8 protein-coding genes and 1 pseudogene are annotated in these 12,058 nt (G+C 58.0%); 8 read left to right on the top strand and 1 reads right to left on the bottom strand.

The window, feature by feature from the left end; translation table 11 throughout:
* Window positions 1-140: 140 nt before the first annotated feature.
* Window positions 141-598, bottom strand: a pseudogene (locus tag RGM3321_RS14315) (transposase).
* A 143-nt stretch (window positions 599-741) separates the two neighbouring features.
* Between RGM3321_RS14315 and RGM3321_RS14310 the strand changes: the two are divergent.
* The 8 genes from RGM3321_RS14310 to urtD all read left to right on the top strand — a co-directional run bounded on the left by RGM3321_RS14310 (window position 742) and on the right by urtD (window position 12,027).
* Window positions 742-1,203 carry a copper chaperone PCu(A)C gene (locus RGM3321_RS14310; protein WP_244393590.1) on the top strand — a complete coding sequence of 154 codons (462 nt, stop codon included), beginning with the start codon at window positions 742-744 and terminating at the stop codon, window positions 1,201-1,203.
* Window positions 1,204-1,216: 13 nt separating this feature from the next.
* On the top strand, window positions 1,217-1,651 hold the full coding sequence (locus RGM3321_RS14305; RefSeq protein ID WP_347880973.1) for a DUF2946 domain-containing protein: 435 nt from the start codon (window positions 1,217-1,219) through the stop codon (window positions 1,649-1,651).
* A gap of 84 nt (window positions 1,652-1,735) precedes the next feature.
* On the top strand, window positions 1,736-3,109 hold the full coding sequence (locus tag RGM3321_RS14300) for a PepSY domain-containing protein (RefSeq protein ID WP_244393588.1): 1,374 nt from the start codon (window positions 1,736-1,738) through the stop codon (window positions 3,107-3,109).
* A gap of 251 nt (window positions 3,110-3,360) precedes the next feature.
* Window positions 3,361-6,777: a hypothetical protein gene (locus RGM3321_RS14295; RefSeq protein WP_244393587.1), complete on the top strand. Its 3,417-nt coding sequence runs from the start codon at window positions 3,361-3,363 to the stop codon at window positions 6,775-6,777.
* A gap of 245 nt (window positions 6,778-7,022) precedes the next feature.
* Entirely contained in the window at window positions 7,023-8,288 is a 1,266-nt protein-coding gene (urtA, locus tag RGM3321_RS14290) for an urea ABC transporter substrate-binding protein (RefSeq protein ID WP_244393586.1), read from the top strand.
* A gap of 213 nt (window positions 8,289-8,501) precedes the next feature.
* The gene (gene urtB, locus RGM3321_RS14285) at window positions 8,502-10,091 is read left to right on the top strand and encodes an urea ABC transporter permease subunit UrtB (protein WP_244393585.1); all 1,590 of its coding nucleotides are present in this window, start codon (window positions 8,502-8,504) and stop codon (window positions 10,089-10,091) included.
* Window positions 10,091-11,170 carry an urea ABC transporter permease subunit UrtC gene (urtC, locus tag RGM3321_RS14280; RefSeq protein ID WP_058402642.1) on the top strand — a complete coding sequence of 360 codons (1,080 nt, stop codon included), beginning with the start codon at window positions 10,091-10,093 and terminating at the stop codon, window positions 11,168-11,170. Before urtB ends, urtC begins: the two co-directional genes overlap by 1 nt.
* On the top strand, window positions 11,167-12,027 hold the full coding sequence (gene urtD / locus RGM3321_RS14275) for an urea ABC transporter ATP-binding protein UrtD (protein WP_058402643.1): 861 nt from the start codon (window positions 11,167-11,169) through the stop codon (window positions 12,025-12,027). Before urtC ends, urtD begins: the two co-directional genes overlap by 4 nt.
* The last annotated feature ends 31 nt before the right edge of the window (window positions 12,028-12,058 follow it).

The following is a 12,058-nucleotide window of genomic DNA, read 5'->3' as shown; positions in this document are numbered from 1 at the left end:
TTCAGTCCTCATGAAAATCCTGAAACAACCCGGCCAGTGGGAGTGAGCTTGCTCACGAAGAGGCCGGTATAGCCGCTGAAAATCCATTGATCCGTTAATCCGCCTTCGCGAGCAAGCTCGCTCCCACAGGGTCGTTATTTTCAAAGCCAAATTGCGTCCCATAAGGGATAATCACGCACGCTTTTGACCAAGCCGGCTCGAACAGGATTGGCAACAATATAACGGGCGAAATTCAAAAGGCTTTCTTCAGTGCGGATGCTTACGTCGTGGAATCCGCTTTGCCAAAAAGGTCCACTGCAGCCGCTGGCTCTGTTTATGGTGATCGCGCTTTTCGATTTGACGCGCTGTACAACTCTGGATAACGAGTGGCTATTCAACTGCAGCAGCCGGTGAATATGGTCCGGCATGACGACCCACGCTAACGAATCGGCTAGTTGCTGCTCCTGGACTTGCCGAAGCTCATCGACGAACAGACGCCCATGCGCCAGTCAGAAAAAGCAGGTTTTCTCTGGAGTGTTTTCGCGGTGACCAGATAAATCTGGCCTGTACCAAAGATCCGTCCGATGCGCAAACGATGCGACTTTGCCCTCTCACTCATCCCATCACCTTATGGCTGCGTGCTTGGGAGCGACTCTACGAAACGCGCACACTTAGCGGTGCTTAAAGGTTTACCAGAGTGTTTCGTATGTCCAGTCTAGCTACCATTCACTCTTTTTCTAAAACCTCCGGAGAACCCCCTCAATGCTCAAAAACGCACTCCTGCTGACTGCATTACTGCTGCCTGCCTGCTTCGCCCAGGCCCATGAGTACAAGGCTGGGCCGTTGCTGATTGGCCATCCTTGGTCAATGGAGCTGCCGCCCAATGCCCCGACGGTCGCGGCGTATTTCACTGTCGAGAACCAGGGCGACAGCGCAGATCGTCTGATCAGCGTCGACAGCCCCATCGCCGGGCAAGCGCAGTTGCATGAGCATATACACGCCGACGGGCTGATGAAGATGCAGCACGTTCAGGCGGTCGACATCCCGGCCGGTGCGAAGGTGAGTTTCGCGCCGATGGCCTGGCACGTGATGCTGATGGGCCTGAAAGACCGTTCGAAGCTGGTCACCGGCCAGCGCTTCCCGATGACCCTGCATTTTGAAAAGGCGGGAGATGTCGAGGTGCAGGTCGTGGTACAAAAGCAGACTCCGGAACACCAGCACTGAGTCGTTTTACAGAGTGAGCACATTGCGCCGCGTTCGCGACAGATCAGCCACCCGTAACAAACGGGGCGCATGGCTGAGTCTGTTCGCCATGTTGATGATCTTTATCGGTCCACTGGTTTCCCAGTCGATGCCGATGGATCATCACGCCGGCATGTCGATGTCTATGCCAGCCAGTATGGATATGTCGGCAGACAGCCACGCCCATCACGGCGGCGAGCACTCCATGCCTGCCGACGCGGGCATGAGCGATCACGCGCTGTGGGCAAAATGCGGCTATTGCACACTGCTGTTCAGTTGCCCGGCGCTGGCCCATGTGCTGGAACTGGTCGCAGCCCCGCCGCCAAGGCCGGGTGATTTCTTTGCCTCGCAGCCGCTGCCGGGGCATGCACACAAGGCTATATTCCCCAATGCCCGAAGCCGGGCACCGCCAGCGCTCACCACGGCATAACCCGAAAAAAAGATTCCACGACGGCGCGCAGCTCAAGGCTGCGCGCCATTCGTGCTGTGTTATCCCTATTGGGGAGCGTTGAACGTGTCCAAACCTGATGTCTCTTTTTACAACCTTGCCTGGCGATGGCATTTCTATGCAGGGCTGTTCGTCGCGCCGTTCATGATCCTGTTATCGCTGACCGGCATCATTTACCTGTTCAAGCCGCAACTGGACAACCTGATGTACCACGACCTGCTCAGCGTGGCACCGGCCGAGCACCGCCTCACTGCCGACGAGCTGCAACAGCGGGTAAAGAGTGCTTACCCACAGGCAGCCATTGGCAAGTATTTCCCGCCGTTAAACGCCGAGGGCAGTGCGCAGTTTGTGATCAGCGAGCAGGGCTGGGAGGTGAATGTCTTCATTGACCCCTATCGCGGAGAGATTCTTGGCACCCAGGACGCCAAAAAGAACCTGCAGGCGATTGCCCGTGCACTGCACGGCGAGCTGATGATCGGTACGCTGGGTGACCGGCTTGTCGAGCTGGCGGCTGGCTGGGGGATTGTGCTGGTGGTCTCCGGCCTTTATCTATGGTGGCCCCGAGGCCGCTCGGCCGCCGGCGTGTTCTGGCCACGCCTGACCGCCAAGGGTCGCGTGCTGTGGCGTGATCTGCACGCGGTGACCGGTTTCTGGGGCGCGTTTTTGCTGCTGTTCATGCTGTTGAGCGGCATGACCTGGACCGGCATGTGGGGCAAGCAATACGCCGCGGTGTGGAATACCTTCCCGGCAGCCATGTGGACAGACGTCCCCAAGTCCGACAAGCAGGCTGGCGAGCTGAACAATGCCAGCGTGCAAACCGTGCCGTGGGCAATGGAGAACACACCGATGCCGGTTTCGACCGGTGAACACGCCGAGCACATGGACCACATGCACATGTCCAGCGCACCGGCTGCGCCGACCGTGTCGCTGCAAAAGGTCGTAGACATTGCACGCGCCAGAGAAATCGTGCCGGGTTACAGCATCACTCAGCCCAAGACCGCCGATGGCGTGTTTACCGTGTCGGTGTTCGCCGACGACCCGCGCGATGACGCAACGCTGCACATCGATCAGTACACCGGCAAGGTGCTGGCCGATGTCCGTTATGTCGATTACAGCGCAGTCTCCAAGGCCACCGAGCTGGGCGTGATGCTGCATGAAGGCAAATTTTTCGGCTGGGTCAACCAGTTGCTGATCCTGCTGGTCTGCCTAATGGTACTGCTCAGCTCGGTCAGTGGGCTGGTGATCTGGTGGAAGCGCCGACCTCGGAGCGGGCTGGGTGTACCGCCATTGCGCCACGACCTGCCACGCTGGAAAACCGCGACCGTGGTGATGATTGCGCTGGGAGTGCTGTTCCCTCTGGTGGGCATTTCGATGCTGATTGTCTGGGTGCTTGATCGAATAGTGCTTTCGCGCTTTGCCAAACGGGCGGCAACAGCTTAGATTGCTCCCTGCGGGGCCTGAAACCATTGAGTGGCGTTGTGATGAATTCCTCCTCATACCCGGTTTCAGGCCTCGCCTCTCGCCCTGCCAGGGCTGCAGCCCGAAGATCCGTCTTACTTTGCGCATCGACGATGCCACAAGCATCGACAAGCCCCGCCCGACAGCGCTTTGCCGCCGACACTGACTAGATGAAATGAACCGCCCGGCCATTGCCTCAAGCGGATCCTCCATCATGCAGACGAATCGGCACCATGAACCTACCGCTCACAGCACCCACCCGAACAGCACGCCACTCGCTGGACGGCGAGATCTACCCGCCCCGCCTAAGCGCGACGACGCAAGAGCTGGCCCACGAGTTATTGCAACCGCTCGACGACGGGCTGGACCTTAAAGCTGCACGACTGACCTACGTTGACAGCAAAATACTGCCTGGCGAGGAACAACTGCTGAACAGTGCCCTGCTGATCCCTAGCCTGATCGACCATTTCACTGGCCGCCTGAGCTGGACCGAACACGACGCACAGGCACTTGCCCTGCCCGCAACTGCTATGCAGAGCTCATCAACCGAACCGTTGGGGCGAGTGGCGGTCCTGACTCTTTACGCCCAGGTCAATCAGCAACTGGAGCAGCGCCACAGCCAGAAGCTGGCCGATTACTGGAGTGTCACGCTACCCGACGGTAAAACCCGCAGCAGCGTTTTTATCAGCGACAAGGCTCAGTGCCTGAAATCGGAATGCGAAATACAGATATCAAAAAAGCAGATGACCACCAGCCACTACGGCATGCTCTCGGCGGCGCTGAACCTGTGCAGCCCCCACACGCTCGATGAGGTTCAACCGCACAGTGTCTACAGTATTTCGGCAAGCATGGTCGGGAGCGAATCGGCCGGATTGCCCGGTGCCTTTGCAATTACCCGCACCTGTCACGCACAAACAGCACAGACCGACCTGGAAGAAAAGGATGATGTTCTTCTGTATACGCTTCAGGACGGACTGGAGGAGTTTTCCTCGTTCAAACAGTTGAACGACCGCCTTGCCCTGCGCAGTAATGACATCCGCTATCGACGATGCCTTAAGAATCCAAGTGCGCCAGACTCGCCTGGAATTAGCCCACTGCAATGGCAATACACGCCAATGCAAGGCAACTTCCTCGCCCTGCTATTGAGTCGCCAGATCGTCAGACAGCAATCCTTATTTGCTCAAGCAGCACGATTGGCCCGTGCCCGGCGAATGGACAGCGCGCAGTTCGAGCAACATATCTGGTTTCTGCTGGAGCCCGACCTTCACTTTGACAACAATGCGCGCCTCAGCCAGATGGACGACGCGCTGATTCAAAACCATAAGCCCGACTGGTGGTCGACCATGACGCCACTGCAACACGAGGAATGGCTCACACACGCAAGGCGTTTCGGCAAATCGGTCGCAGACCTACAGCGCTCCAGCAAGAATCAATTCGGTCCTGCCGACATTGATAGCCGCTTCTACGTCGCACGCTACATAGACAGGCAGTTGAATGACGCGCTTACAAAAGCCGGCGTCAGTGTCCCTCCTGATCAAATCCTGGTCTCGCTGAGCTACAGGGTGGAAACCAAATCTTCTGATATTTTCAATGCACCTATCCCTACGACAATTGAAGACACGACGATGTCGCTCAGGCAACTGGTGCATACACGAGCGCACCGGATCACCGCTCAGGATGCAATGCAGATACGTGTTGCCGACAATACGGGGTTGGCCATTGCCGGGCTGAACATGCGCTTTGTGAAGGATCTGGTAACAGCCATCAGCGACCTGCAACATCTCGATCGGTATCTCGACCTTCATCTGAAAACCTCGGCCTACGCACGGCAGCTCAAGCACTTGCACAGAAAAATGCTGGAAGCACAGATGAACATGGCGTTACTGGAGATTGAGCAGCAAGGGTTTTCGCCAAAGGGCCGGGAGTGGATCAAGGCGGTGCTGGAATCGCCAGCACCGCAAGGACGGCGCGCGATCAATGGTGAAGCCATCGAGATCAGGTTTTTCAACGTCAATAAATTCAAGATGACCAACATCATGCTGATCGCCCCTGCCGAAAAATTCGAAAAAGGGCCGCTGATACTGTGCACCCTCAATGCTTCGGACGGCGTCGTGTTCCGCTGGTTCGACAGCATGTTTCATCTCACCACGCATTTTCTGGAAGAGACGCCGTTCCAACAGTACATGATCCGGCAAATTCTAGTGTCCAGGCGATTAGAAGCGCTGTACGCCATGCAGTACGAGAAGGAAGCAAAGCACTGGCGTCCACCGGAGATCTTTACCCGACTGTCGCCCATACCGATCCCCGAACGGCTGCTACGCCCGGTAATTTTTATCAGCCAGACCAAAGATTTCTACGAAGAAAACCACGAGAGCACGATCAACCACTTGATTAACGAGGCCAGACAGCAAATGGGCCTGGCACGAAATGAGGAGAACTCAGGCGTCGGGTTCGATCTGGTTGCCAGCATAGCGATTCTGTTTTTGCCTTATCCGATCATGATGCCCCTTGCGTTGGGTCTGGGCCTGTACAAAACCTGGAGCGCCTTCTCGAAAATCGACGAAAACGATATCCAGGGGGCGGCAGAGGAATTCCTCGATGCAATCAGCTACCTTGCCATTGCGGCCACAGGCCGTCTGACCTACGCGCTGAGACCTGTCATTCACGCTTCGGTAGCGGTAAGACGCCCCCATCTGATCCGCAGGATCGGCCGCGATGGGCAGGTACAGATTGGCTACCTGATGTCCCACTCAAACGCGCCGCGACTCGCAGAGTCAAGGGTGATCGTTGCACTGGACTCCAAACGCTTTGTCGCTATCGAAATCGAAGCGCAAACCTGCTACGTAAGCCGCCGGGCCAATATATTCGGTCACTCTCGCCTCTATCGTGTGCACCCGACTGACGCGACACAGTTGGTACATGAGCAGGAATTTGCACTGCGCACCACCAGAGGCACCTGGAAAACCGTGGGCAATGAAATACCGCGAATCAGTCGACAGGCAGCCCGTGAAGCCAATGCCCGATTGTCCAGCTGGCTGGCTGACTGGCCTACAGCGACCGGGTCAGTAAGCGCTGCCGACCAATTAAGGTTCGAAGCCGACTGCCTTGCCCTGAGTAAAACCTCTAACGCAGAAGACTTTCCGGAAATCGTTGCTTACGTAGAGGGCGGCTCTGCCGACATAAACCCTCTGTTGCGAAGCGGAGTTCGGAACACGACGACACGCAACTTTCTGCATGAGTTCCATCAGCTCAGGGAATGGCGGGGAGGCGCCTTTCGCGCCACTTACGTATCCAGCGAAGGTATGGCACGCCTTGAGCGAGAGGCCGGAGCGGTCTTTACCAACAACGGCGTGCAATCAGCGTCGATTTCGCGCAGCAACGCTGTCGGCTGGAGTAACGACGGTTTTGTACGCAGCAATGCCAGCGCCGGGAATCACCCGGTGTTTTTCATATTTGACCCGGACATTCCCAAGAAAAACATGTTTACCGGCTTTCTCGCCGATCACGTCGCGATAGCGCCAGGAACCCGCTTGCAGCTCGGCGCCACGCAACGCCTCAATGACCAGTTTTTTGCTTATTTCACCGTACCGGAACAGGTCGTTGATTCTACCTACGATCTTTACACCGGCGAGCAGGAGCACTGGGTATAACGCACCTGAGAGAGTGATCAGAAAAGCCGGCGTAAAACCGCCGGCTTGTTCGTGCCGCACCATTGGAGCGCAACAAGCCAGTCTCATATGGAGCATCGTCCCACCTTGGTGCGTAAACGCCGATTTTTATGGGATATCCGTTCCATTTCGTGGCGTTTACGCATTGGCCCAGCGTTTGCTAAAGCTTGATCAGAGCCATGAATGCGCTACAACAAAAACCATCAAGAAACCAATGGAGCCAGTCAATGAAGCGTCGCAGCCTGATCAAAGCCTTTACCCTGTCCGCATCGATCGTCGCCATGGGGCTGACCTGGACCGTTCAGGCTGCCGAGACCATCAAGGTCGGCATCCTGCATTCGTTGTCCGGGACCATGGCGATCTCCGAGACCTCGCTCAAAGACATGGCCTTGATGACCATCGACGAAATCAACGCCAAAGGCGGTGTCAACGGCAAGATGCTCGAAGCAGTGGTTGTCGACCCGGCCTCCAACTGGCCGCTGTTCGCCGAAAAAGGCCGCCAGTTGCTGACCCAGGACAAGGTGGCGGTGGTGTTTGGTTGCTGGACATCGGTGTCGCGCAAATCGGTACTGCCGGTCTTTGAGGAACTCAATGGCCTGCTGTTCTACCCTGTGCAGTACGAAGGCGAAGAGATGTCGCCCAACGTGTTCTACACAGGTGCAGCGCCTAACCAGCAGGCAATTCCTGCGGTCGAGTACGTAATGAGTGAAGACGGCGGTTCGGCCAAGCGCTTCTTTCTGCTCGGCACCGACTATGTCTACCCGCGTACCACCAACAAGATTCTGCGTGCATTCCTGCACTCCAAGGGTGTAGCGGATAAAGACATCGAAGAGGTTTACACCCCGTTCGGTCACTCCGACTATCAAACCATCGTGGCCAACATCAAGAAGTTCTCCGCGGGTGGCAAGACAGCGGTTATCTCCACCGTGAACGGCGATTCCAACGTGCCGTTCTACAAGGAGCTGGCCAACCAGGGCCTGAAAGCCACCGACGTGCCGGTTGTAGCGTTTTCGGTTGGCGAAGAAGAACTGCGCGGCATCGACACCAAACCACTGGTAGGCCACCTCGCCGCCTGGAACTATTTCCAGTCGGTGGAAAACCCGGTCAACAAGAAGTTCGTCGCTGACTGGACTGCCTACGCCAAAAAGAAAAACCTGCCAGGCGCTGACAAAGCGGTGACCAACGACCCGATGGAAGCTACCTACGTCGGTATTCACATGTGGGCACAGGCAGTCGAGAAAGCCAAATCCACTGACGTGGACAAGGTACGCGAGGCCATGGCCGGACAAACCTTCGCAGCACCGTCGGGATTCACCCTGACCATGGACAAAACCAACCACCACTTGCACAAGCCGGTAATGATTGGCGAAGTGGAGGACAACGGTCAGTTCAACGTCGTCTGGCAGACCAAAGAGCCGATCCGCGCCCAGCCATGGAGCCCCTACATTCCTGGCAACGACAAAAAGCCTGATCATCCCGTGAAGAGCAACTGACCTTCGATTGATGATGATGATCGCTCCCACGCTTCAGCGTGGGAGCGCAGTTCTGGACGCTCTGCGTCCGATCCTGAGCGCGCGGCTCGGTGCATGATTGACGCAGAGCGTCACGAAAGGCATTCCCACGCAGAGCGTGAGGAACGAGCAGCGTCAGGGCGAACAGCCACGAGTGCTTTGTGGAACGCCACAACAGATCAAGGCCATATTGATATGCCTTCTTATCTCTACCGTATGATCCTCGCCATCAGCCTGCTGCTGCCCCTTGCAGCTCAGGCTGGCGATGCCAGTGATTTTGTCGCAGCCAGTTCTGCACAACAGGCGGAACTGCTGGAGACTTGGGCAGCCAGGCCAACAACAGAGCGTGTCGAACTGCTTGAAGCTCTGCGCGATGGCCGTGTTGCCGCCGACAGCAGCAAGCGCGCCTGGATCGAAAACAACGATCAATACGTGCCGGTCGATGCAAAAGCTCCCGCCGCAGCCGACGCCCCAACCCCGGACGAACCGCGCAAACTGCGCTTGAACAACCGGCTGCGCGGTCTGGTTGAAACAGCGCTGGCCAGCCACCAGTTGCTGGCCGCCGATACACGACTGCGCATGGCGGCAGCCCTGCAATTGCAAAAAAGCGCGCGCCCTGCACAACTGGAGCTGCTGACCGAACGTGTCGCCAGCGAAACCGATTCCAGCGTTAAAAGCGCGCTGACCCTGGCGCTGGCCAACCTGCAAATGGTCGACTCAAGCCCCACGGTACGTCTGGCCGCAGTACGACTGCTGGGCGAGACCGGTGACCCGCTGGCCCGTACCCGTCTCGAATCATTGCTGACACCGGGCGTTGAAACCGACGCTTCGGTACGCCTGGCCGCTGAAACCAGCCTGGCGCAGGTGAAGCGCAAGCTGATGGTCGGCGAAATTCTCGGCCAGGCGTTCAGCGGTATGTCGCTGGGGTCGATCCTGCTGCTGGCGGCGCTGGGTCTGGCGATCACCTTCGGCCTGCTTGGCGTGATCAACATGGCCCATGGCGAGATGCTGATGCTGGGGGCCTATTCAACCTATGTTGTGCAACTGATGCTGCAGCGCTACGCGCCGGGCGCCATCGAATACTATCCGCTGATCGCGTTGCCGGTGGCGTTCTTCGTCACAGCCGCTATCGGCATGGCCCTGGAACGCACAGTGATTCGTCACTTGTATGGCCGCCCATTGGAAACCCTGCTCGCCACCTGGGGCATCAGCTTGATGCTGATTCAGGCCGTACGTCTGGCCTTCGGCGCGCAGAACGTTGAAGTCGCCAACCCGCAATGGCTGTCGGGCGGTATCCAGGTGTTGCCTAACCTGGTATTGCCCTACAACCGCATCGTGATCATCGCATTCGCGCTGTTCGTGGTCGTGCTGACCTGGCTGCTGCTGAACAAGACCCGACTGGGGCTGAACGTGCGCGCCGTAACCCAGAACCGCAACATGGCCGCCTGCTGCGGCGTGCCAACCGGGCGCATCGACATGATGGCATTCGGTCTGGGCTCGGGCATCGCAGGTCTGGGCGGCGTCGCCCTGAGCCAGATCGGCAACGTCGGCCCCGACCTTGGCCAAAGCTACATCATCGACTCATTCCTGGTGGTGGTGCTCGGTGGTGTCGGGCAACTGGCCGGTAGCGTGATGGCGGCCTTCGGGCTGGGCATTGCCAACAAGATTCTCGAACCGCAAATCGGCGCTGTATTGGGCAAGATCCTGATCCTGGCGCTGATCATTCTGTTTATCCAGAAACGTCCGCAAGGCCTCTTCGCATTGAAAGGACGGGTGATCGACTGATGAGCCAGCCATTGATGGTAACTGCCGCGCAAAAAGTCGGGCCCAAAGGCACGCTGACCGCAGGCATTGTGATACTGGCTGTGCTGCTGGCACTGCCGTTGCTGTCGTTGTTGCCTGCCGATAACAGCTTTCAGGTATCGGCCTACACCCTGACCCTGGTGGGCAAGATCCTCTGCTACGCCATTGTCGCCCTGGCACTGGATCTGGTCTGGGGCTACGCCGGGCTATTGTCGCTGGGCCACGGCCTGTTCTTCGCGCTGGGCGGTTATGCCATGGGCATGTATCTGATGCGCGAGGCCGCAGGCGATGGTCTGCCTGCGTTCATGACTTTCCTGTCGTGGACCGAACTGCCGTGGTACTGGGCAGGCACCGACAATTTCCTCTGGGCGCTGTGCCTGGTGGTCCTGGCGCCGGGGTTGCTGGCGCTGGTGTTCGGCTTCTTCGCCTTCCGCTCGCGAATCAAGGGTGTGTATTTTTCGATCATGACCCAGGCCCTGACGTTTGCCGGCATGCTGCTGTTCTTTCGTAACGAGACCGGCTTTGGCGGTAACAACGGGTTTACCAACTTTCGCAGCATTCTGGGTTTCAGCATCAGTTCCCAAGGAACCAGAGCGACGCTGTTTCTGGCGACGGTCGTGTTGCTGGTTGCCAGCCTGTACATCGGCTGGCGTCTGGCGCAGAGCAAGTTCGGCCGGGTTCTGACGGCGTTGCGTGATGCGGAAAACCGCCTGATGTTCTGTGGTTACGATCCGCGCGGCTTCAAGCTGTTTGTCTGGGTCTTGAGCGCCGTCCTGTGCGGCCTGGCCGGGGCCCTGTATGTGCCGCAGGTCGGCATCATCAACCCCAGCGAAATGTCGCCGACCAACTCCATCGAAGCCGCAGTGTGGGTAGCATTGGGCGGCCGTGGCACGTTGATCGGCCCGTTGCTGGGCGCGGGTCTGGTGAACGGCATGAAAAGCTGGTTCACCGTGGCTTTCCCGGAATACTGGCTGTTCTTTCTCGGCGCGCTGTTCATCATCGTCACGCTGTACCTGCCCAAGGGCGTGATCGGCTTGCTGAAGAAAAGGAGCGAGCAATGAAAACCACTCCTACTCCGTCGTTCATGCTTGAACCGGTTCTGGCACCCAATTCCGATGCAGGCACCAGCCGTGATGCGGTAGGCCTCGGCAAAAGCGCTGGCAAAGGGCTGAACACGCGGCACGGCACGATCCTGACGCTAGAAGACATCAGCGTCAGCTTCGACGGTTTCAAGGCATTGAACGACCTGAATCTGTACATCGGCGTGGGCGAACTGCGTTGCATCATCGGTCCCAACGGCGCTGGCAAGACCACGCTGATGGACGTCATCACCGGCAAGACCCGCCCCAGCCATGGCAAGGCCTGGTTCGGTGAAACGCTGGACCTGACGCAGATGAGCGAAGTGCAGATCGCTCAGGCCGGGATTGGCCGAAAGTTCCAGAAGCCGACGGTGTTCGAAGCCTTGAGCGTGTTCGAGAACCTCGAACTGGCTCAAAAGACCGACAAATCGGTATGGGCCAGTTTGCGTGCGCGGTTAAGCGGCGAACAGCAGGACCGGATACACGAAGTGCTGGAAACCATTCGCCTGACCACCTCCATGCACCGTCCGGCGGGCTTGCTGTCCCACGGCCAGAAGCAGTTTCTGGAGATCGGCATGCTGCTGGTTCAGGACCCGCAACTGCTGCTGCTCGACGAGCCGGTGGCGGGCATGACCGACGCCGAAACCGAATTTACCGCCGAGCTGTTCAAGGGCCTGGCCGGCAAGCATTCGCTGATGGTGGTTGAGCATGACATGGGCTTCGTCGGCTCGATTGCCGACCACGTCACCGTGCTGCATCAAGGCAGTGTATTGGCCGAAGGCTCGCTGAACGACGTGCAGGCCGACGAACGCGTAATCGAAGTGTATTTAGGGCGCTGACGCAACGGACTGATCGGCGCGCGGCGCGGAA

The organism is Pseudomonas sp. RGM 3321 (genome assembly GCF_022836805.1).
GTDB lineage: Bacteria > Pseudomonadota > Gammaproteobacteria > Pseudomonadales > Pseudomonadaceae > Aquipseudomonas.
This window is presented reverse-complemented; position numbering and strand designations above follow the sequence as displayed.

Excerpts from the sequence above, each read along its gene's own strand:
- RGM3321_RS14295 (WP_244393587.1), top strand. The coding sequence starts at position 3,361 with ATGAACCTACCGCTCACAGCACCCACCCGAACAGCACGCCACTCGCTG.
- RGM3321_RS14310 (WP_244393590.1), top strand. The coding sequence starts at position 742 with ATGCTCAAAAACGCACTCCTGCTGACTGCATTACTGCTGCCTGCCTGC.
- urtC (WP_058402642.1), top strand. The coding sequence starts at position 10,091 with ATGAGCCAGCCATTGATGGTAACTGCCGCGCAAAAAGTCGGGCCCAAA.
- urtA (WP_244393586.1), top strand. The coding sequence starts at position 7,023 with ATGAAGCGTCGCAGCCTGATCAAAGCCTTTACCCTGTCCGCATCGATC.
- urtB (WP_244393585.1), top strand. The coding sequence starts at position 8,502 with ATGCCTTCTTATCTCTACCGTATGATCCTCGCCATCAGCCTGCTGCTG.
- urtD (WP_058402643.1), top strand. The coding sequence starts at position 11,167 with ATGAAAACCACTCCTACTCCGTCGTTCATGCTTGAACCGGTTCTGGCA.